A 23035-nucleotide genomic window follows, 5' to 3' on the forward strand; every position below is an offset into this window, starting at 1 on the left:
TCGGTGGACGTGCGGGTGGGGGTCGATGCGGGGATCACCGCGCTGGTGGCCCTGTCGACGGGGGAGAAGGTCACCAACCCGAAGCATGAGGAACGGGACCGCGTCCGGCTCGCCCGCGCCCAGCGGGAGTTGTCCCGCAAGCAGAAGGGTTCGAGGAATCGGGCGAAGGCTCGGGTGAGGGTCGCCCGGATCCATGGTCGGATCGTCGACCGGTGCCGGGACTGTCTGCACACGCTGTCCACGAGGCTGGTCCGTGAGAACCACACGGTGGCCCTCGAGGACCTGCCCGTCCGCAACCTGCTCCGCAACCATTCCCTCGCACGGTCGATTTCCGATGCGTCCTGGTCGGAGTTGCGGCGGATGGTGGAGTACAAGGCCGGCTGGTACGGCCGGACGGTGATCGCGGTCGACCGGTTCTACCCGTCGTCGAAGACGTGTTCGGTCTGTGGGGTGGTCGTCGCGGAGCTGCCGTTGCACGTCCGGGAGTGGGAGTGTGTCTGCGGGGCGGTTCACGATCGGGATGTGAACGCGGCGAAGAACCTTCTGGCCGCAGGGCTTGCGGTGTCCGCCTGCGGAGAGGGAGTGAGACCGCCTCGTTGCTGAAGCGAGGAGGCATCCGTCTAGGAAGCAGGAACCCGCACCGCGAGATGTGGGAATCATCTCCCTTCAGGGAGATGAGGATGTCAATTGCGAAGGGAAGAGTTCAGACGGTGGCGGGTACCAAGGTGTTCGGGATCGACCTGGGCACGACCTACTCCTGTATCGCCCAGGTCGACGAGTACGGCCGGCCGGACGTGATCCGCAACATCGAGTCGCAGCCCACGACGCCGTCGGTCGTGCTGTTCGACGGCAGTGGCGAGGGCACCACGTCCTTCGTGGTGGGCACCCAGGCCAAGCGGCAGGCCCGCATCCGCCCCGACGACGTCGCGCGGCTGGTCAAGCGGCACATGGGCGCGTCCGACTGGCGTTTCGTCGCGCACGACGTGGAGTACAGCGCCTCGGCGGTGTCGAGCCTCGTGCTCAAGGCGCTCGCCGCCGATGCGGAGCGGGCGACCGGCACGCCGGTCACGGACGCGGTCATCACGGTGCCGGCGTACTTCGGCGACGAGGAGCGCAAGGCCACCAAGCTTGCCGGTGAGCTGGCCGGGCTGAACGTGGTCGACATCATCAACGAGCCGACGGCGGCCGCGTTCGCCTACGGTTTCGGCCAGGACGGCGCGGAGGAGTCGACCGTCCTGGTCTACGACCTCGGCGGCGGCACGTTCGACACCACGGTCATCCGGCTCAGCGAGGGTGCGATCACCGTGGTGGCCACCGACGGCGACCACGAGCTCGGCGGTGCGGACTGGGACAACGAGCTCGTCCGCTACCTGGCGCAGAAGTTCACCGAGGCGCAGCCCGACGCGGGCGACCCCCTCGACGACGTCTACGACGAGCAGGAGCTGCTCACCGCGGCCGAGGACGCCAAGCTCGCGCTGTCCGGGCGGGACAGCGTCGATGTCCTCGTCGTGCACAAGGGCAGGCGGGTGAGCGTGCCGGTGACCCGGGCGACGTTCGAGGAGATCACCGGGCCGCTGTTGCGGCGCACCCTGGATCTGACCGGTTCCGTGCTGGAACGGGCCCGGGAGAAGGGCGTCGAGAAGATCGACCTGTGCCTGCTGGTCGGCGGCATGAGCAAGACCCCGGCGGTCGCCCGCCGGCTGGGGGAGTCCTTCGGGCTCACGTCCCGGCTCGTCGACCCGGATCTGGCGGTGGCCAAGGGTGCCGCCGTGTACGGGCAGAAGAAGGCGCTCGAACGCGAGGTCCACTCGGACCTGGTGGCCAGCGGGGCACTGCGGCCCGATCAGGATCTCACCGCGGCCGACGACGCCGCGGTGGAGAAGGCGGCGGCGGCCAGCGCCGGCGCCGCGGGGCTCGCGACCGCGTCGGTGGTCGACCTCGTCCGCACCAAGGTCACGAACGTCACCTCGCGCGGCTTCGGGATCTTCGCGGAGGACCGCGGCGTGCCGGTCGCGGCCTTCCTCGCTCACCAGAACGATGCGCTGCCGATCTCGGTCACCCGCACCTTCTACACCGTGACCGACGATCAGGCCGAGGTCGACATCCGGGTCTTCGAGCAGGGCACGACCGCCGAGTCCACGGCGATTGACGACAACAAGGTGATCGTCGCCGGGGCGATCTCCGGGATTCCGCCGGGTCACCAGCGCGGCACGCCGGTCGAGGTCACCTTCTCGATGGCGGGGGACCAGACAATTCGGGTTACCGCGGCGCACGAGGGTGCCGCCACCGCGCTGGTCCTTCAGGTGCGTGCCGGGGTCGGTTCGGAGGAGATGCGCGCGATCGAGTCGGCGAAGGTCAGCCTGCTCAAGCAGCGAGACTGAGCCGGTCGATCCCGCGACCAGGGACTTCTCCCACGGTCCAGGAAAAACCCGTTCGAGAAGTGTTATGAGCTGCCAATTTCCCACGTACGCAGGCGCTTCCGGGTGTCGGCCCTGTAGTCGGTAAGGTCAGCCGGGACGCACGGCCAGGGTCGGGAATCGCTGCCAGACGGTGATACCGGCCCTTGATCCACAAGGATCAGGCTGAGTGTCTGCGGCGTCCGGGACCCGGGGCGGGGCGCCGCTTCGTACTCTCGAGTGTGGGGCCTGTCGGATGTGGGGCGGTAAACTGCCGCCCCGCGTTCGGCGCCCGAAGACGGGCCGGTTGCCGGTCTGTTCGACGGGCACGGCGGTCACGTGGGACGAAGGTGGATCCTTGAGCGCGGCGTTCGATGGCAGCGGCTACCGCCAGCGGGTGCTCGCACCGCTGCGGGCGGGCTCCTCCCTGGACACCGCCGACCCCTTTCTTATCGCCGGCCTCGACCCCACCGTCCCGTACACCGACTCCGACATCTGGGCCCATCTTGTCCGGGTCCTCGCCTTCCTGCAGCGGGAGCGCAACTCGGCCAAGTACGCCACGCTCGCCACCGAGCTGGTACGCCGCCGCGGGGAGTGGGAGGAGCCGCTGCGCGACGCGGAGTCCCGCGAGCGGGTCCGCGTACACGTCCTCGCCGCCCGGCGCAGCGGTGACGCGGAGCGCCTCGCCAAGGTCAACGGCTACCTCGCCACCGTCCGGGATCGTTTCGGCGGCATTCCCGCCTCCCGCGTCGACGGACTGCGCCGGCTCGCCGCCGCCGTCGGGGTGACCGTCGAGGAGTTCGACGCCCGGCTCAGCCGGGAGCAGATCATCGTGGACGGCGTCGGCGGCGGGGTGGCGCCACTGCCGCCCGAGGTCCGCCGCCAGATCGCCGAGCGGCTCACCGAACTGCGCGCCCTGCGTGGCGGGGACCGGGTCTCCAGCGCGTCGCTGTGGGCGTTCCTCGGGCTCGCCCCCGACGCCTCGCCGCAACGGTTCGCCGCCGCCTACGCCGCGGTGGCGGCTGCCAACAGCCGCCGTCCGCACGACCGGGAGAAGACGGTCACCGCCGACCTGCTGGCCCTCGTCTCGACCCGGCTCGTCGAGGGCGACCCGGCTGCCTACACGGTCGGCCTGATGGCGGACGCGGCCGACGAGCTGCGTCCCGCGGTGGAGGAACACGTCGTCCTCGACGGCGAGCTCACCGCCGTCGCCTTCGAAGGTCTCGTCCGCGCGGCGCTGGCCACCGGGCGCGGTCTCACCGCGGCGCAGGCGAAGTCCGTGGTTCTTGGGGTGGCGCGCAAGCTCGGCGCCGCGGTCAACGTCGGCGGGGTCGTCGACTACGTCGTCTGCCCCGGCTGTGGGCGCCCGGAGGCGGCCGGCGCCGCCCGGCACTGCCGGTACTGCGACACCGACCTCTATGCGACCTGCCCGTCCTGCGGCTCGATGACCGAGGCCGCCGCGGTGGTATGCCGACACTGCGGGCACAGCCTGCGCCAGGCCCGGGAGGCAGCGGAGGCACTGGCCGTCGTGCGTCGCGCGCTGGAGGGCGGGCGCCCCCGTGAGGCCGGCGACCTGCTCGCCGCCGCGCAGCCGGTGCTGGTTGCCGTTGGCGGTCCGGTCGCCGGCGCCGCCGAGGAGCTCGGCGCCCGGGTCTCCGCGGCGCTCGGCGCGGCCGATGCCGGCTGGCGGGCCCTGTCCGAGGCCCGCGCGGCCAGCCGGGCCGACGCCGCCCTTGACGACGCCCGCTGGCTCGCCGCGCAGGCAGCGGACGTGCCCGGCCCGGACGGCCGCGGCCCGGCCGAGGTGCTGGCCGAGCTCATCGCCGCCCAGGCGGTGATCCGTCGGCGGGTGGAGGCCGCGCGGGCGCTGCCGCGCGAGGCCCAGGAGGCCGCCCTGGCCGCGGTCCTCGCCACTGCCGCGGACAACCGGGAGGCGTTGGCGGCGTTGGCGGCGCTGCCGCTGTCGTCGCCGTCGGACCTCGCCGCGGTCGCCGGCCCCGACGGCTCGGTACAGCTGCGCTGGCGGGCGTCGCCGTCGGTCGGCGGGCCCGTCTCCTACCGGGTGGAGCGCGTCGTGCTCGTCGAGGGTGCCGCGGCGACGCTGGGCCGGCGCAGCCTGGGTACCACCCGGTCCAGCGAGCTCTACGACGCCGGCGCACCGGCGTGGACGCCGGTGCGCCACGAGGTCACCGCGATCTGCGGCGAGCGCCGCTCCGAGCCGGTCGCCACGCAGCCTGTGGTCTGCACCCGTGACCTCGCCGAGCTGCGCGCGGAGCGGACCGCCGCCGGGATCCGGCTGAACTGGCGGCTCGACGGGGCCCTGGCGGTGGTCACGGTCGAGCGGATCGTCGCGCCGGGCTCGCCGGTCAGCCAGCCGTCCCGGCGGGCCCGGGTCACCGGCGGCGTCTTCCACGACACGGACGTCGTCGTCGGCGCGACGTACCGCTACCGCGTCTTCATCGAGTACCACGACGCGGCCGGGCACCCCGTTCGCACGCCCGGCGCCGAGGCCGAGGTCGAGGTGACCGCCCGCCCGAGGCCGGTGCAGGATCTCGCCGCGGTCACCACCAGCGGGCGCACCACGCTGCGCTGGACGCCGCCGCCCGGCTGGGAGGTGCGGATCTACGCGACGCCGTCGCCCGGCGGCCCCGGCGGCGCCGGTGTCGGGCCGGGAGGCACCGGGCCGTGGTTCGGGCCGGGTTCGGGCCCGCTACCGCTGCCCGGCGCCGGTTCGGGTCCGCTGCTCGTCGGCGGGCTCGGCGCCGAGGGCGACGACGTCCAGCTCGCCGCCATCACCGGACCGGTCCGCCTGGTCGGCGCGAGCCGCACGGGGCAGGCCGTGGAGTCCGCCCCGGTCGGCGAGGTGATCTACACCCCGGTGACGGTGCACGGCGAGACGGCTGTCGTCGGCCGGGCCGTGCGACACGTGGTGATCGAACCCGTGCGCGACCTGCGCGCCGACGACCGAGGCGAGTCGATCGTGCTGTCCTTCCAGATGCCACCCGGGGTGACCGAGGCGCGGGTGCTCTGGCGGCGGGACCGCACCCCCACCGGCCCGGACGATCCCTATGCCGCCAGGGCCAAGGTCATCAACACCAGCCTGGAGATCAAGGGCGGCTGGCATCTCGCCGCCCCGGCGGACGGGTGGGCTTACCACGTGGCCGCCTATCCGATGTACCGGGCGGGCGGGATCGCCCGCGTCGCGACCGCCGGGGTGGCGGTGCTGGCCCGACCCGCGACCCGCAGCGACCCGCCGCCTCCCACCGCGTCCGGACCCGCCACCGGCGGTCACCTCGTCGGGGGCCCGGGGGGCGGGCCCGGGGGCATCCCCGGTGGTCCGTTCGCGGGGCGGCCCGCCGCCGGGCCCGCTGCGTCCGGCTCGGATCCGATCACCGCTGCGCATCCGCTGGGCGGCCCGGCCCAGCCGCACACCGGCGCCCTCCCGCTGCCCGTGCCGGTCGGCGCCCGCCAACCGATGGCGGGCCACCAGCCAGGCGGTGCCCGGGGGCCCGCGCATGGGGAGCACCCGCCGACGAACCCGTTCGGTGTCCTGCCGGTGCCCCTGCTCCCGCCGGCAGGTGCCGGCGAACCGGTCGCGGGTGGCCCGGCGCAGGCATGGCAGGCGCGGTTCGCACCCGGCCCGGTCGTTCCCGGGGACGCGGCACCGACGGGACCCGGTCCCCACTCGGCGCGGCCAATCTGGCCCGACGGTCCTGGGGGTCCCGACGGTCCCGGGGGTTCGGGGTGGCTCGGTGGCCCCGGCGACGATATCCCCTCCGGTCCTGAGGCACCGACCCCGGCCTCGACCCCAACCGGTGCCCAGGGGGCCGGGGCCGACGATGCGCTGGTGACCGGGCCGATGCCGCTCGCGCGGCATCCCGTCCCGCTGATCCAGCCGACGGTCACCTACACCGTGAGCCGCTCCGGGTGGCGGCGGCGGACCATGCGGGTCCAGGTGCGTACCTCCGGCCCGGCCGGCGAGCTGATCCTGTTCGCGCGGCCGGGCACAACGCCGCCGCGGGCGGCCGCCGAGGCCCATGAGCTGTCCCGGCTGGCCGCCGTCGATCAGGCCGTCACCCGCACCATCGACGTCACCCTGGACGGGGCGCAGCTGCCGTGGGGTGTCCGGCTGTTGCCGGTCCTGGTGCATCCCACCGGCTGGACGGTCACGCATCCGGACGACGAGGATCTGGTCGTCCGCTGATCGACTTGATCCGTTCGACTTGATCCGTTCGACTTGATCCGTTCGGCCGGATTGAGTTCCTCCATGCTGCGGTTTGATTAATAGTTGTCTTTTGGTGGCCGCTGGGCGGAGGTATCACGCCAAATCTGCAATGATGGCACTACTACGGAAAGTATTCGTCCCGGTGCTATTCCTTGTCGGCGGTATGCCCCTTACGATTGGGTCCATCACACGTAGTTCCAGCACCGGCCAGGTGGGTGTTCGGCACCCGGTCGGAGCACCTGTCGAACCGTCCTGACCCCAAGGCTGGAGGCGGTCGGCATCACGGACGGGCCGCAGCGGCAGCCCGGTCGACGCACCCGCCGCGGTGTCGTCGAGCTCTGATGGCGCGCTGGGCGGTCGCGTAAGCGGTCGCTCGGAGGGGACGTTCCATCAACGGTCGTGATCCGGCCATGCTCCGTTGTCGGTGTGCAGTGCGCTCGGCGGGTGCGTCTCACGCCAACTCCGAAAGGCAGCGCGCGAGCATGGTCTCGACCTCTCGTTGCCGACCGTCCCCTCCGGTCGGCCGTTCGGTCCCCCCGTCCCATCGACCTCGTGGCGCACCCGGCCGATCCGGCCCCGGCCATCGCCCGGCCCGCCGGCCGGTTCGAACCGGCGCCCGGCTGGGTCTGGTCTCGGTGTTCGTCCTCGGGCTGCTGCAGGCGGTCACCCCGCTGGCGCAGGCGGCGGGGGAGACGCCGAGCTCCCAGCCGTCCCCGACGTTGCCGAGCGCGGCCTCGCCGAGCGCCACCCCGGCGGCCTCGACCGAGCCCGCAAGCACCGCCGCCCAGCCCGGGGTCCCGATCTCCACGATGACTCCGCAGGCCGGCAGCCGGATCACGCTGGTCCTGTTCGACGAGGACATCGTGCTCGTCGGCGGGCGTGACTTCGCCGCCGGCGACGAAGTCACCGTCGCAGCCGAGACCATCAGCCTGGGCGCCAGCGCGCTGACCAAGACGGATGGCGACGGCCGTTTCATCCTGGGTTTCCGGGTCCCGGCGGACTTCAAGGGCACGGTCAACGTCAAGGCGACCCAGGGCGCCGCCGCCGCCGGCACCCTCGACGTGATCGGCCCCGAGGCGGCCGCGCAGGAGTTCAAGACCGCGCCGGCACTGCCCGACCTGCCCGTGCAGCGCTCCGCCGGTACCGCCGGTACCGCAACGTCGACCGCGTCGCCGAGCCCGGCCGCCGTGGGGTCGCCGACGCCAGGCGCCTCGTCGCAGCAGTCGCCCACCGTCGGCGTCACCGCGTCGCCCGGCACGCTTCCCAGCCCCGCATCGTCCGCTGCTGCGGGCAGCCGCGGCCACCGGCTATTCGGCTCCGCCTCGCCGTCCGCCGCCCTGCCGGCGACTGCCCTGCCGGCGACCACTGTGCCGGCCGCCTCGCCGTCGGTCACCGGGCTGCCGGCGGTCCCGTCCGCCGACCCGACCAGCACGACCGGCGCCCCCGCCCCGGCGGCCGGCGGCGCGTCGGACATCGACGCCGGCGGGGCCAAGTCGGGCCTGCCCTGGCTGTCCGGGTTCCAGTCGCACCAGCTCGCGCAGCTCACGGATTTCGGCAACTGGCGGGGGCGGCCCAACGACCTCGTCCACGTCTATACCGACCGCACCTCGGGTTGGGGCGGGCTCGTGCAGCCGAGCTGGCCGGTTGACCTGTTCAAGGGTTTCGCCGGCAAGCTGCTGATCAGCGAGCCGACCTACCCCAAGGGGCAGGGCGACAACGGCGCCTGCGCCCGTGGTGAGTACGACAACGAGTGGAAGAAGCTGGGCAGCTTCCTGGTCGAGCACGGCCGGGGCGACTCCATCGTCCGGATCGGCTGGGAGTTCAACGGCACGTTCATGTACTGGCATACCGATGCCGACCCGGCGACGTTCCGCACCTGCTTCCAGAAGATCTCGGCGGCCATCAAGTCCACCGACCCGCAGGTGAAGATCGACTGGACGTTCAACGCGCACAACTCGCCGGTGCCCACCGGCAACAGCCCGTGGGGCGCCTACCCCGGCGACCAGTACGTCGACTACGTCGGCATCGACGCCTACGACCACTTCCCGCCGTCGAAGGACGACGCGACGTGGAACAAGCAGTGCGAGGACGTCAACGGGCTGTGCTACGTGATCCGGTTCGCCCGGGAGCACGGCAAGAAGGTCGGGGTCGGTGAGTGGGGTGTGGCCTCCTGCAGCGGTGACGGTGGCGGCGACAACCCGTTCTACATCCAGAAGATGTTCGAGACGTTCAAGGCGGCCGGCGATGTGATGGGCTACGACGCCTACTTTAGCGACCCCACTCCCGGGAACGTCTGCTCGACGATCACGAACGGCGGGCAGAACCCGAAGGCCGCCGCCGTGTACAAGAAGCTGTTCGGTACCGGATCGAGCTGACCGGGCGCCGGATGGCGGGCCAGCGGTAGGTCGCCGGGCCGGGGCGGAGAGATCCGTCCCGGCCCGGCGTCGTTGCCTCGGCGCCGTCCGTGGCCGGGACTCGCGGGACACACCCGGTCCGCACCGCCCAGCGCCAGGGGTTGCTCAGTGGTTGGCGCTGGAAGTCCTTCGGGGTGGTCATGTCGATGGTGATCAGGAACTTCTTGAATTCGGCGGCGCGGCGCCTGCGGTGTTTCTCGCCGATGACGGTCCCATCGGCGATGTTGAAGGCGGTGACCGGCGGGTTACGATAAGGGCCGACGACCTTCTCGGCGAACGGCGGGTCGGTGGACAACTTGAAGGTATCGGTCAGGTGCGGTTCAACGCCGAAATCCCGCCAGCTATCGGCCGATGGTCGACTTCGACAAGCCGGACTTCTTCGCCAGCGGAGCCCGCGACCAGTGCGTCGCATTTCCCGGAGTCGCCTCCAGCGTGGACACCAGCACCTCGTCCGTCAGCACCAACTCGGCCTTCGGCTGTGCTGTCCTCGCCGCAGACCGACCATATTTAATCAGCGGACTTTGAACGCGGGACACTAGGTTGAGGCGATGAGACCGGCACCGGTCAGCGTCCGCGAGTGCTCTTGGCTTTTGCTCGTGCGAGCGTCTCCGCCACGGTGGTGCAGGTGATCCGGACAACGGAGTGCAGGTCGGCGCCCGTCGTGCCGGCACGGCTCAGCACCGCCAGCGACTGATTGACCGCGAAGACGTACGTGGCCAGGTCATCCAGCGCTTTCGCGTCGAGCTCAGGGATCGACAGCGCCGCACGTACGCGCTCGCGCTGCTTGTCGAGCAGAGCCCGCACCCGGGTACGGCTGTCCGCGTTCAGGGTCGGCGACTGCGAGGCCGACTGCGCGAGGAGGCATCCGCCCGGTACCGCCGGGTCGGCGATGCGGTCCAGCGCGACACCGAAGAACGCCTCCACCGCGCGCGCCGGATTGTCCGGATACGCGGCGAGCGCCCGCTCGTACTGAGCGCCGTAGATCGAGGCGTAGCGGTCGAGGCACGTGCGGAACAAGGCGTCCTTGCTGCCAAAGGCTCCGTAGAGCGACCCCCGGCCAAGCCCGGTGGCGGTGCCGAGTAGATCCAGCGAGGCATCTGCGTACCCCTGCTGCCAGAACACCCGCATCGCCCGGTCCAGCGCCGCATCGACATCGAACTGCTTGCGGCCCGACACGCCGCACCTCCCGTGTCCCGTGGTCACCTGTGACCTTATCAACATCCTGGATCGATCGGTCAAATATTGGTTATATTGAATTGATCGGTCAAAGACGGCTACGGTGAGCGACGTGGTCTCCGGCTGCGAGAGGAAGCGCCGTCGTGTTCGATTCCGGAACGCAGGGCGGATCTGCTCTCGACGGACTTTCTCGCCGCGTACGCTGGCACGGATCGTTCCGACCCTGGCCCTGGGGCTCCTCGACCAGGCGGTCAACCAGGACGTCGCGGCCTTGATCCTCGATCCTCGCGATCGCCGTCGTCGCGGTGACCCTCGCGACCGCGCTAAGTGGTTAGCGCTGGAGGTTCGTCGGGGGTTGGTACATCGCCGGGTTGAGAGGTCCGGTGGTCAGGTGTGGTCACCTGTGGTCAGGTGAGGTTGGTGGTGGCGAGGCGGGCGGCCACGCCAACGCCTGGATCGTCCGGCGGGTGCGCTAACCACTGAGTTGCAGGTCGGCTGATCGTCGATGACCTCAGGGTGACGGCCGAATGTCGGCTGGCTGACGGTTGTCGTTGTCTGTTGTCAGAAGCCCTCGGGCAGGTACCGTCACCCGAAAGGCGACGTTTGACGATCTTGTCGGTCCGGTCGCGGCGCATACCGAACCGGGGACCTTGGTCGAGCGACGCCGCCGCCTTTGACGAGGGGAACGTCGCTTGCGCCACTTCGCCTTCCTCGACACGGAGACGATCGAGGCCCTGTTTCACCGGCCGCCGGAGGAGATCGCCATCGACGGGGACCGCCGGCTGCTGGCCACCGCGCTCGGCGCGACGCTGTATGCACCGGGCACGCGGCCCCAGCTGGCGTCCGACGTGCGCCGGCAGACCGCGGCCGGGGCGAACTCGATGGTGCTCTGCCTCGAGGATTCGATCGCCGACACCGAGGTGGCCGCGGCCGAGGCCAACGTGGTCGCGGCGCTGCGTTTGCTCGCCGACGACCCGCCGCGTTCCGGCGAGGGCATGCCGCTGTTGTTCGTCCGGGTGCGCGCCGTCGGGCAGATCCCCGACCTGATCGCGCGACTAGGTGCGGCCGGCGCCCGCTGCCTGGCGGGCTTCGTCCTGCCCAAGTTCGCCGAGGATGGCGGCGAGGCGGCGCTGGAAGCGGTGCTGCGGGTGTCCGACATCATCGGCCGATCGCTGTGGGCCATGCCGGTGCTCGAAAGTCCCCCGGTGATCAATCGGGAGACCCGCGTCGAGGCGCTCATGGCCGTGCGGCGACTGGTCGACAAGCACGCCGAACAGGTGCTCGCGATCCGGCTCGGCGCCACCGACCTGTGCGGGCTGTTCGGGTTGCGCCGCGGCCGCGACCTGACGATCTACGACATCGCCGTGGTCCGCGACTGCATCGCCGACATCGTGAACATCTGCGCCCGCGGCGGCGACCACATCGTCACCGGCCCAGTGTGGGAGTACTTCGCCCAGCCGGAGCGGCTGTTCGTCAGCTCGCTGCGGGTAACCCCGTTCGAGCAGGCCGACCTGGCCGACGGCAGCCAGGAGGCGATCCGGATGCGCAGTGCACTGGTCTCGGCCGACCTCGACCGCCTGATCCGGGAGGTCGTCCTGGACCGGGCTAACGGGCTGATCGGCAAGACTGTGATCCATCCCAGCCACATCCCGGCCGTGCACGCGCTGCACGTCGTCAGCCAGGAGGAGTTCACCGACGCCGAGGCGATCCTCGCCGGGGACGCCGGCGGGGTCCGTGCGAGCAGCTACGCGAACAAGATGAACGAGCTGCGCCCGCACCGAGCCTGGGCCGAGGCGGTGCTGCGTCGGGCCAGGGCGTTCGGGGTCCTACGCGAGGGCGACACCTTCGTCGAGGTGCTGGCGGCGACCCATGGCCACGGTCGGGTGGAGACCGCCCGATGACCATGCCCACGACGACGTCGTCGGTGCCCGCGGCCCCGGGCTGGCTGTGGGTGGAGCTGGGGCTCGCCGTCGAGGTGAGCGCGGACGTGCGCGGCGGTGGCCTGGACGCGCTGGTGGGGCTGGCCCTGCGCCGCAACCCACGCCGGGCTCACCTGCTGGTCAGCCGGGTGCTCGGCAAACACCTGCCGGTCGCGCCGGGCGCGGGCCTGGCCGCCGGGGCGGACCTCGCAGCCCAGGTCCGGGCCCTACCCGACTTCCCCACCGCCGACGAAGCCGCCGACGGTGCCCGGACAGGGCCGCTCGTCATCGGTTACTGCGAGACGGCGACGGCGCTCGGCCACGTCGTCGCCGACGGGCTGGCGGGCAGCCATTACCTGCACACCACTCGGCGGGACCTGCCCGGGGTGCCGCCGGTGCTGGAGTTCACCGAGTCGCACTCGCACGCCTCCCACCACTGGCTGGTCCCACAGGATCCGGCGGTCCTGCGCGGCGACGAGCCGATCGTGCTGGTCGACGACGAACTGTCCACCGGACGGACCGCCCTCGGCACCATCCGCATCCTGCACGCTCACGTCCCCCGCTCGCGCTACGTGGTGGCGACCCTCGTCGACGCCCGCCCGGCCGCCGCGCGCACCGCGTTCGCCGACCTCGCCGCCGAACTCGGCGTCCGGATCGACGTCGTCGCCCTGATCGCGGCCACTGTCACGGTGCCGCCCGAGATCGCCGACCGGGCGGCGAGTATCCGCGCCCGCTTCTCCGCGTCCGTGCCGTCTGCCGAGAAGCTCCCGTCTGCCGAGAAGTCCCGGCCCGCCGCGGCCGGCCATCCGGTCCGGTGGCTGACCGCCGACTGGCCGGCGGACCTGCCCGAGGGCGGCCGGTACGGCTGGTCGCCGGCCCACCGGCGCCGGCTCGACGACGTCCTGGCGCCGGTCGCCGCCGCCGTGCGCGCGGCACTGACTCGACCGGGCGGCCGCACACTCGTTCTGGGGACGGAGGAATTGATGTACACCCCGATGCGGATCGCGGACACGCTCGCCGCCGGCGGCTCCGGCGAGGTCCGTTACCAGTCGACGACCCGCTCGCCGGTCCATCCCGTCGATGTCGAGGGCTACGCCATCCGGACGGCGCTCACCTTCCCAGCGCCGGACGACCCGAGCCGGGTCAGCCACGTCTACAACGTCCGTCCCGGCGCCTACGATGACATCGTCCTGATCGTCGACTCCGGCGCGGACGCGGCCTCGCCCGCCGCGGTCGCGGACCCGGCGGGGCTCGTCGCCGAGCTGCGCCGCTGCGCCCCGGTCGCCGTGCTCACCCTGCCCGCCTACCGGCCGGCCTCCCGATCCGCCGGACCACCACCGGACGCCGCCGCCGCGCTGGCCCTGCCGGAGGGGGTCCTGCCGGAGCGGGCCCTGTCGGAGCGGGCCCGATGAGCGCCTCGGGTTCCGGGCCGGCTACCCCGGTGGCCGGCCGGGCGGGCGACCGCACCCCCGCGAGGACGATCGGTTCGGGCTCGTACGACCCGGCCGACGTGACTTTCCTGCTCACCGATCTGAGCGCCGTCGACCTCGAACGGCCCACCGAGGACCGCGAGGAGGCGATGCAGGCCGGTCGGCACTACTCCGAGGATCTGCCCGTCGAATACCAGCCCGACGCCGGTTACCTGCGTCTCTACCACCAGGCGCTGGAGCGCTCGGCCCGGCGGGTGGCGCTGGCCACGGGGGTGGTCGCCGAGCTCGTGCGGGTCTCGAAGCCCGAGCCGGTCCTGGTCTCGATCGCCCGGGCCGGGACGCCGGTCGGGATCCTGATGCGCCGCTGGTACGGCTGGCGGCACGGCCTGGACACCCCACACCACGCCATCTCCGTGATCAAGGATCGCGGGATGGACATGAACGCCGTGCGCTACCTGACCGACCGGTTCGACCGCGGGGCGATGCAGTTCGTCGATGGCTGGACCGGCAAGGGGGTGATGACGCGGGTGCTCAGCGACGCGGTCGCGGGCCTGGGGCTCGACGACACCCTCGCCGTGCTCGCCGACCCGGCGCGCTGCGTGCCGCTGTACGGCACCCGCGACGACTTCCTCATCCCGAGCGCCTGCCTGAACTCCACGGTCAGCGGGCTGGTCAGCCGGACCGTCCTCAACGCCGAGCACATCGGCCCGGACGACTTCCACGGCGCGAAGTTCTACGGCGAGCTCGCGCCGCACGACCTGTCCCGCCACTTCATCTCCACGGTCGTCGCGCAGTTCGACGCGGTCGCGGACGAGGTCGCCGAGACCTGGCCGCGGCTGTGGGCGGCCGACCGGCGGCCGACCTGGGCCGGCTGGGCGGCGGTGGAGCGGATCGCCGCCGCCTACGACATCCCGGATGTGATCATGGTGAAGCCGGGGGTCGGCGAGACCACCCGGGTGCTGCTGCGCCGCGTGCCGTGGCGCATCCTCGTCGACCCGGACTGCGTCGACGAGCTGGGGCACGTCCTGGCGCTTGCCGCCGACCGCGGCGTCCCGGTCGAGGAGATGACCGATCTGCCGTTCTCGTGCGTCGGGCTGGTGCGCCCGGTCGGCGCGGCGCCGGTGTTCCACACGCCGAACGCACGCTGGCGCCCGGATGTCCCGGATGTCCCGGATGTTACTGATCTTCCGAATGCTTCGGGTGTTCCAGATGTCCCGGGCGTTCGGAACATCCCGGACGCTTCGTGACGGCGGGGAGCGGCGGCCACCTGGTGGCCCTCGACCTGGACAAGACGCTGATCTTCTCTCGGCGCTCGATGCTGCTGCCGGCCGGTACCGCCGAGCCCGAGCTGGTCGAGCCCGAGCTGGTCGAGGTCGAGCGGCTCGACGGCGCCCCGCTGTCCTTCGCGACGGCTCGGGAGCTCGCGCTGCTGGCCGAGCTGCACCGCCGGGCTGTCGTCGTCCCCGTCACCACCCGCACGCTCGCCCAGTACCGCCGGGTGGATCTCGGGATCCGGCCGCGGTACGCGATCGCGGCCAACGGTGGGCACCTGCTCGTCGACGGCGCCCCCGACCCGGCCTGGGCGGCTGGGATCGCGGCGCAGGTGGCCGCCGCCTGCGCGCCGCTGGCCGAGATGCTGGCGCTCGCCGAACGGTTCGCCGCCGGCGGCTGGGCCCGGACGGTCCGCGCCGCCGACGACCTGTTCGTCTACCTCGTCGCCCACGACCGGCCCGCCATCCCGGACCTGTCCGGCGTCACCGCGGCGGCCCGCGCAGGCGGCTGGTCGGTGTCGGCGCAGGGCCGCAAGGTGTATCTGGTGCCGACGGTGCTGACCAAGCAGCGAACCGTCGACGAGGTGGTCCGCCGGGCCGGGACGGCGACGCTGCTGGCCGCCGGGGACTCGGTCCTGGACATCCCGATGCTGCTGGCCGCCGACGCCGCCATCCGGCCCGCCCACGGCGAGCTGCACGAACTCGGCTGGTCGGCGCCGAACGTCGCCGTCACCGCCGGTGCGGGCGCGCTCGCGGGCGAACAGGTGCTGGCGGCGCTGCTGGACCGGGTGCGCGCGGGACCGGCCTGATCAGGCTCCCGCCGCCCCGGCGTGATCCTGGGCGGCGACCGGTCTTCGCGGTAAACCGAGTACGTGTCCCACCGCACACCGTTTCGTCCAGGAGGAACCGTGACCGATACCGGCCTGAGTGCCACGACCGGCGTGAGCGCCACGACCGGCCTGGAGGCCACGCTGGAGAGCCTGCTGTCGGTGGAGAGCTTCGATCCACCGGCGGGGTTCACCCGGCGCCGCCCCGTGGACGCCGACCGGGCGGCGGCCGAGGCGGACCCGCAGGCGTTCTGGGCCGCCGCGGCCCGCGAGCTGCTGAGGTGGGACAAGCCGTTCACCCAGGTGCTCGACGACACGAACCCGCCCTTCTACACCTGGTTCGCCGACGGTGAGCTGAACCTGTCGGCCAACTGTCTGGACCGCCACATAGCGGCCGGCCTGGGCGAGCGGGTCGCGTTCCACTGGCGCGGCGAGGAGGGCGAGCAGCGCGAGGTCACCTACGCCGACCTGCTGGCCGAGACCGAGCGGTTGGCGAACGGGCTGCTGTCGCTCGGCGTGCGCGCCGGGGACGTCGTCGGCATCTTCCTGCCGATGATTCCCGAGGTGGCCGCCGCGATGCTGGCGTGCGCCCGGATCGGCGCGGTCCACAATGTGGTCTTCGGTGGCTTCGCGCCGTCCGCGGTCCGGGAGCGGATGGAGGTCTCCGACGCCAAGGTGCTCATCACCGTCGACGGGGCGCGGCGCAAGGGCCGGCGGACGCCGGTGAAGGCCGCCGTCGACGCCGAGCTCGGCGACCTGCCTGCGCTGAAGCACATCGTGGTGGTCCGCGGCCCGGGGGAGAACGCCGCGCAGGTACCGATGACCGCCGGGCGCGACGTCTGGTACGACGAGCTGCTCGCCGCCGCCGACCCGGTGTGCCCGGCGGTCGGCCTGCCGGCGGAACATCCGCTGTTCATCCTGTACAGCTCCGGGTCGACGGCGAAGCCGAAGGGCATCCTGCATACCACCGCGGGCTACCTGCTCGGCGCCACCTACACCCTGCGGACGGTGTTCGACCTCGACCCGGCGACGGACGTCTACTGGTGCTCCGCCGACGTCGGCTGGATCACCGGGCACTCCTACATCGTGTACGGACCGCTGTCCAACGGCGTGACCAGCGTGATGTTCGAGGGCGCCCCGGGCTATCCCGACCACGACATCTGGTGGCGGATCGTCGAGGAGTACAAGGTCACCGTCTTCTACACGGCGCCGACCGCGATCCGCACCTGCATCAAGTGGGGCGCGCATCACCCCGCTCGCCACGACCTGTCCTCGCTGCGGGTGCTTGGCACGGTCGGCGAGCCGATCAACCCGAAGGCGTGGCTGTGGTATCACCTGGTGATCGGGGGCGGGCGCTGCCCGATCGTCGACACCTGGTGGCAGACCGAGACCGGGTCGGTGCTCATCTCGCCGCTGGCGGGGGCTACCCCGACGAAGCCGGGGTCGGCGGCGAAGCCACTGCCCGGGATCAGCCCGGCGCTGCTGGACGAGGACGGCCGGCCCGTCACCGAGGGCACCGGCATCCTGGTGATCACCCAGCCGTGGCCGTCGATGCTGCGCACCCTGTACAAGGACGATGAGCGCTTCGTCGAGACGTACTTCTCCCGCTTCGGCCCGACGACGTACGTGGTCGGGGACGCGGCCCGGCTCGACGCCGACAGCTACTTCTGGATCATCGGCCGGATCGACGACGTCATCAACGTCTCGGGGCACCGCCTGTCCACCGCCGAGGTCGAGTCGGCGATCGTCGCGCACGAGGCCGTCGCCGAGGCCGCCGTCGTCGCGCAGGCCGACGAGCAGACCGGCCAGGCGATCGTCGCGTTCGTGACGCTGGCGGGTGAGCGGGTCGGCGACTCCGCCGTCGAGGCCGAGCTGCGCGAGCACGTCGCGCGGCGCATCGGCAAGCTGGCCCGGCTGCGGCGGATCGTCTGGGCCGACGATCTACCGAAGACCCGCTCCGGCAAGATCATGCGCCGGTTGCTGCGGGATGTCGCCGAAGGCCGGGAGCTCGGCGACGTCACGACTCTGCGGGATCCCACGGTCATGTCGGCCCTTGCCGTGAAGGTGGCCGCCGCGTCCGACGAGGAGTAGCAGAACCGGCTCGTCCCGGGACCGCAACTGCGGAGGATTCCGGCCGATCGCCCGGCCGGGCGGTGAGTCGTTCGGAGAACGTAACCCGCAGGTCGAACCCGGGTGCGGCCACGTCACTGGCACTCCTCTAGGCTCACGTCTTCGTGAGAGCCCTACGACGGTTCACCGTCCGTGCGCAGCTCCCCGAGCAGCTTGCTCCACTGGGGGAACTTGTCCTGAATCTTCGCTGGTCCTGGCACCCCGAGACGCTGGATCTGTTCGAGTCGGTCGACCCCGAGCTCTGGCGGGCCACCAAGGGGGACCCGGTCCGCCTGCTCGGCGAGGTCGATCACGACCGGCTCGTCGCCCTCGCCGCGGACCGCCGCTTCGTGCGTCGGCTCACCGACGTCGCGGACGATCTCCAGGACTACCTCTCGGCCGACCTGTGGTACCAGCGCCAGCAGCTGCCGGGCGCGCCGGCGGCGATCGCGTACTTCTCGCCGGAGTTCGGCATCACCGAGGTGCTGCCGCAGTACTCCGGCGGCCTGGGCATCCTCGCCGGCGACCACCTCAAGACCGCCAGCGACCTCGGTGTGCCGATCATCGGCGTGGGGCTGCTGTACCGGGCCGGCTACTTCGTCCAGTCGCTGTCGCGCGACGGCTGGCAGCAGGAGCGCTACCCGGGCATCGACCCGCACGGGCTGCCGCTGACCCAGCTCACCGACGCCGCCGGCACCCCGGTGAAGGTGGCCGTCGGGCTGCCCGAGGGCCGCACCCTGCACGCGCAGATCTGGAAGGCGCAGGTCGGTCGGGTACCGCTGCTGCTGCTCGACTCGGACGTCGAGGACAACCAGCCGGCCGAGCGGGGGGTGACCGACCGGCTCTACGGCGGCGGTACCGACCACCGGCTGCTGCAGGAGATGCTGCTGGGCATCGGCGGTGTGCGGGCGCTGCGGGCCTACGCGGCGGTCACCGGCACGCCCACGCCGGAGGTCTACCACACCAACGAGGGCCACGCCGGCTTCCTCGGCCTCGAGCGGATCCGCGAGCTCGTCGAGACCGGGCTCAGCTTCGACGAGGCGCTGGAGGCCGCCCGCGCCGGCACCCTGTTTACCACGCACACCCCGGTGGCCGCCGGCATCGACCGCTTCCCCCGCGACCTCGTCGCCCGCCACTTCGGCGGGGACAACTCCTGGCCCGGCGTGCCGGCGGAACGGATCCTGGAACTCGGAGTCGAGTCCGACCCGAACGTGTTCAACATGGCGCACATGGGCCTGCGCCTCGCCCAGCGCTCCAACGGCGTCAGCAAGCTGCACGGCATCGTCAGCCGGGAGATGTTCGCGGACCTGTGGTCCGGGTTCGACTCCGCCGAGGTGCCGATCGGCTCGGTGACCAACGGCGTGCACGCCCCGACCTGGGTGTCGCGGGCCGTCATCGAGCTGGCCGACCGCCAGCCCGGCCCCGGCCTGCTCGCCGACGACGCGGCCGGCTTCGCCAAGATCTCCACCCTGCCCGACGAGGTCGTCTGGGCCACCCGCCGCCAGCTTCGGGAACGGCTTGTCGCCGAGGTCCGCCGCCGGGTGCGCGCCTCCTGGCTGGAACGCGGCGCCGCCCCCGGCGAGCTCGACTGGGTCGAGTCCGTCTTCGACCCCGACGTGCTCACCATCGGCTTCGCCCGCCGGGTGCCGTCCTACAAGCGGCTTACGCTGATGCTGCGCGACTCCGACCGGCTGCGCCGGCTGCTGCTGCACCCGCAGCGGCCGATCCAGATGGTCATCGCCGGCAAGGCCCACCCCGCGGACGACGGCGGCAAGCAGCTCGTCCAGCAGATCGTCCAGTTCGCCGACGACCCGGCCGTGCGCGCGCGCATCGTGTTCCTGCCCGACTACGACATCGGCATGGCGCGGTTCCTGTACTCCGGTTCGGACGTCTGGCTGAACAACCCGCTGCGCCCGTTGGAGGCGTGCGGCACGTCCGGGATGAAGGCGGCGCTCAACGGCTGCCTCAACCTGTCCATCCGGGACGGCTGGTGGGACGAGATGTTCGACGGCCAGAACGGCTGGGCGATCCCGACCGCCGACGGCGTCGAGGACCCCGACCGGCGCGACGACATCGAGTCCGCCGCCCTGTACGACCTGCTGGAGAACACCGTCACCCCGCGGTTCTACGATCGTGACGCCGGTGACGGCCCGCCGCAGCGCTGGACGGCGATGGTCAAGCACACCCTGTCCAGCCTCGGCCCGCAGGTGCTGGCCAGCCGGATGGTGCAGGAGTATGTCGAGCGGTACTACGTGCCGGCCGGCGTCTCCGCTCGGGCCGCCGCCGCCGACGGCCTGGCGGGCGCCCGGGACCTCGCCGGCTGGAAGAGCCGGGTGCGCGCCGCCTGGCCGAGGGTGCGGGTGCTCAACGTCGACTCCGCCGGGCTCGGTGACACCCCCCAGGTGGGCCAGTCGCTGGTGGTGCGGGCCACGGTGGACCTCGGCGGGCTCGCCCCCGGCGACGTCGACGTCCTCGCCTCCTTCGGGCGGATCGACCAGACCGACCGGATCCTCGCCCCCAAGGTGCTGTCGTTGCAGCTCGTCGGCGAGGGCGAGGGCGGGCACCGCTTCGAGGGCACGATCCCCCTCGGCTGCACCGGCCCGTTCGGCTACACCGTGCGGGTGCTGCCCCGCCACCACCTCACCGCCAGCGTCGCCGAGCTGGGCCTTGTCGCCAATCCGTAGCCGCAGCGGCCGCGGTGGTGGTAGCCGGTGTGGTGGTAGCCGGCGGCCGTAGCCGGTGGTGGTAGCCGGCGGCCGATCAGGAGGTCGGGGGATGCGCCCGTAGCAGCAGGACGCTGCGGGCGCAGACGGGCATGACCGTGCCGGGCGGCAGCATCCGGCGGGGGTCGGCGAGGGTCGCAGGGAAACCCGCGAGGTCCTCGTCGGCGGTGTCAAGTAGCAGGTCGTAGCGTTGCGCCCACGGCGCCGCGGGCAGGGTGACGGCCGTGTCCGCGCCGTCGGGGTGGATCACGGCCAGCAGGCCCGGCACGGTCTCGCCGCCGTCCCCCGCCCCCGCCGCCCCCGCGGCCTCGGCGCCCGCGACGATGTGGGCGACCAGCGTGACGACCCTCGGCGCGTTCCAGTCCGCCGGGGACATCACCTGCCCGTCGGCGCGGAACCAGGTGATGTCCGCCAGCCGTCCGGGGGTCGACTCACCGCCGTGGAAGAACACCTCGCGGCGCAGCGCCGGCTCGAGGCTGCGCAGCGAGATCAGCCCGCTGACCAGGCGTAGCAGGGCCGGGTCCGGTCCGGCCGGGTCACGCCCGCCGGCCCCGGCGTCGGGGCCGGTCCGGGGCGCGGAGCCCGGCCAGGCCTGCCAGGACACCGGGTTGTCCTGGCAGTAGGCGTTGTTGTTGCCGCCCTGGGACCGACCCAGCTCGTCGCCGGCGAGCAGCATCGGCACCCCGGCCGACAGCAGCAGCGTGGCCAGCAGGCCGCGGCGCACCCGGCGGCGGGTGGCGAGGATCGTCGGATCGTCGGTAGGACCCTCCGCGCCGTAGTTCGACGAGCGGTTGTCCGATTCTCCGTCCCGGTTGCCCTCGCCGTTGGCATCGTTGTGCTTCTGCGTGTAGGAGATCAGGTCGGCCAGTGGGAAGCCGTCGTGGGCGGTGACGAAGTTCACCGACGCCCACGGCCGTCGCCCCCCGTGTTCGAACAGGTCGGACGAGCCCGTCACCCGATAGCCGAGGTCCGCGACCCCGCTGGTCCGGCCGTTCCACACGTCTCGGACAGTGTCGCGGAAGCGCCCGTTCCACTCCGCCCACGGCGCCGGGAACGCCCCCACCTGATAGCCGCCCCAGCCGACATCCCACGGCTCGGCGATCAGCTTCACCGATGACAGCAGCGGGTCGGCGTGGATCGCCGCCAGCAGGCCGGCGGCGGGATCGAAGGCGTCGGGGTTGCGGGCGAGCGCGGTGGCGAGGTCGAAACGGAAGCCGTCGACGCCCATCTCGCTCACCCAGTAGCGCAGGGAGTCGCAGATCAGCTTCACCACCTGCGGCGACGTCATGTTCAGGGCGTTGCCGCAGCCGGTCACGTCGCGGTAGCGCCGCCGGTCGGTGGGTTCGACCCGGTAGTAGGCCGCGTTGTCCAGGCCGCGCAGGGACAGCGTCGGGCCGCGCTCGCTGCCCTCGGCGCTGTGGTTGTAGACGACGTCGAGGATCACCTCGATGCCGGCGGCGTGCAGCGTCGCCACCATCGCCTGGAACTCGCCGATCGGGTCGCCGGTCGCCGCGTACGCGGCGTGCGGCGCGAAGAAACCCAGGGTGTTGTAACCCCAGTAGTTGATCTTTGAGCGTTCGAGCAGCGCCGGCTCGGAGACCGAGGCCTGCACCGGCAGCAGCTCGAGTGCGGTGATGCCCACCCGCTGCAGGTGGTCGATCACGGCCGGATGGGCCAGCCCCGCGTAGGTGCCGCGCAGCCGCGCCGGCAGGCCCGGATGGAGGCGGGTGAAGCCACGCACATGCGCCTCGTACAGAACGGTCTGCGACCACGGGATCGCCGGCCGGTTGTCCGCCGGGTGCCGGCGCCGACTGCGGCGCCGGGCGCCCTCCCGACGGGCCGGGCCGGCGATGACGCAGCGGGGCACGAACGGGGCGGAGTCCCGTGCGTCCGGCTCGTAGCCGTAGGGATCACCGCCGCCGAATCCGTAGATCGCCGGATCCGGCCGCAGTGCCCCGGTCAGCAGCCGGGCGTACGGGTCGACCAGCAGCTTCGCCGGGTTGTAACGCTGGCCGCGGCTGGGATCGTACGGGCCGTGCGCGCGCAGGCCGTAGCGTTGCCCCGGCTCGATGCCGGGCAGGTAGCCATGCCACACTTCGCCGTCGCGTTCCGGCAGGCGATGGCGGGTCTCCCGGCCGGCGTCGTCGAACAGGCAGAACTCCACCGCCTCCGCGCCGGGGGCGGCGACGGCGATGTTGACCCCGGCGCCGTCCCAAAGCACCCCGAGCGGGCCGGGCTGGCCGGGGAGCAGACCGCCGCCCGAGCGGAGAGACACGTCGGATGTGCGGTGTTTGCCGCCTGTGTCGGACACCTCGGTGAGGTTAACGGACGCCTTCGCCCTCGGGCGGCCGATCGGGCACCTCCGCTGCGCTCGGAGCCCGCCGCCGCGATCGCATGAAGATCAGCATTGGTCGGCCTATCGTGACTTCCGACCACCCACCGACCCGCACGATCCGCCCCGGCCGGCCGGCGCGATCCATCCTGGTATGTCCGATGACCAGGCGGGGTCACCGTCGGCTCCGGCACGGTCTGCGGGGCCGGCCGA

General features: G+C 72.3%; 12 protein-coding genes. 10 read left to right on the forward strand and 2 right to left on the reverse strand.

From position 1 onward, the window contains the following. The 4 genes from G6R25_RS05605 to G6R25_RS05620 all read left to right on the forward strand — a co-directional run. On the forward strand, positions 1-603 hold a 603-nt coding region (locus tag G6R25_RS05605; RefSeq protein WP_163552131.1), incomplete at its 5' end, for an RNA-guided endonuclease TnpB family protein. A 107-nt stretch (positions 604-710) separates the two neighbouring features. Next, entirely contained in the window at positions 711-2381 is a 1671-nt protein-coding gene (locus G6R25_RS05610) for an Hsp70 family protein (protein WP_163552132.1), read from the forward strand. Between the two features lie 373 nt (positions 2382-2754). Then, positions 2755-6600: a zinc ribbon domain-containing protein gene (locus tag G6R25_RS05615; protein WP_163552133.1), complete on the forward strand. Its 3846-nt coding sequence runs from the start codon at positions 2755-2757 to the stop codon at positions 6598-6600. A 656-nt stretch (positions 6601-7256) separates the two neighbouring features. Next, complete coding sequence (locus G6R25_RS05620) at positions 7257-8996, forward strand: glycoside hydrolase family 26 protein (protein WP_336500668.1); 1740 nt, start codon at positions 7257-7259, stop codon at positions 8994-8996. Between the two features lie 603 nt (positions 8997-9599). Here G6R25_RS05620 and G6R25_RS05630 read toward each other — a convergent pair. Beyond that, on the reverse strand, positions 9600-10211 hold the full coding sequence (locus G6R25_RS05630) for a TetR/AcrR family transcriptional regulator (protein WP_163552135.1): 612 nt from the start codon (positions 10209-10211) through the stop codon (positions 9600-9602). A gap of 692 nt (positions 10212-10903) precedes the next feature. Between G6R25_RS05630 and G6R25_RS05635 the strand changes: the two genes are divergently transcribed. From G6R25_RS05635 to glgP, 6 genes are all read left to right on the forward strand, one after another. Further along, complete coding sequence (locus tag G6R25_RS05635) at positions 10904-12112, forward strand: HpcH/HpaI aldolase/citrate lyase family protein (RefSeq protein WP_136447253.1); 1209 nt, start codon at positions 10904-10906, stop codon at positions 12110-12112. Then, positions 12109-13542, forward strand: coding sequence for a phosphoribosyltransferase family protein (locus G6R25_RS05640; protein ID WP_235947531.1), 1434 nt, complete (start codon positions 12109-12111; stop codon positions 13540-13542). The genes G6R25_RS05635 and G6R25_RS05640 overlap by 4 nt, the downstream gene beginning before the upstream one ends. Beyond that, entirely contained in the window at positions 13539-14807 is a 1269-nt protein-coding gene (locus G6R25_RS05645; protein ID WP_235947534.1) for a cysteine protease StiP family protein, read from the forward strand. The genes G6R25_RS05640 and G6R25_RS05645 overlap by 4 nt, the downstream gene beginning before the upstream one ends. After that, a complete protein-coding gene (locus tag G6R25_RS05650) occupies positions 14804-15640 on the forward strand; it encodes a sucrose-6-phosphate hydrolase (RefSeq protein ID WP_163552136.1) in 837 nt (278 codons plus the stop codon). Before G6R25_RS05645 ends, G6R25_RS05650 begins: the two co-directional genes overlap by 4 nt. 99 nt (positions 15641-15739) lie before the next feature. Next, on the forward strand, positions 15740-17749 hold the full coding sequence (gene acs, locus G6R25_RS05655) for an acetate--CoA ligase (protein ID WP_163552137.1): 2010 nt from the start codon (positions 15740-15742) through the stop codon (positions 17747-17749). A 143-nt stretch (positions 17750-17892) separates the two neighbouring features. Continuing rightward, positions 17893-20451, forward strand: coding sequence for an alpha-glucan family phosphorylase (gene glgP / locus G6R25_RS05660; RefSeq protein ID WP_163552138.1), 2559 nt, complete (start codon positions 17893-17895; stop codon positions 20449-20451). Between the two features lie 76 nt (positions 20452-20527). On the opposite strand, the gene glgX is transcribed toward glgP, so the two are convergent. After that, on the reverse strand, positions 20528-22765 hold the full coding sequence (gene glgX / locus G6R25_RS05665; RefSeq protein WP_163552139.1) for a glycogen debranching protein GlgX: 2238 nt from the start codon (positions 22763-22765) through the stop codon (positions 20528-20530). Positions 22766-23035 lie beyond the last annotated feature (270 nt).

The organism is Candidatus Frankia alpina (assembly GCF_902806485.1).
Taxonomy (GTDB): Bacteria; Actinomycetota; Actinomycetes; order Frankiales; family Frankiaceae; genus Frankia; species Frankia alpina.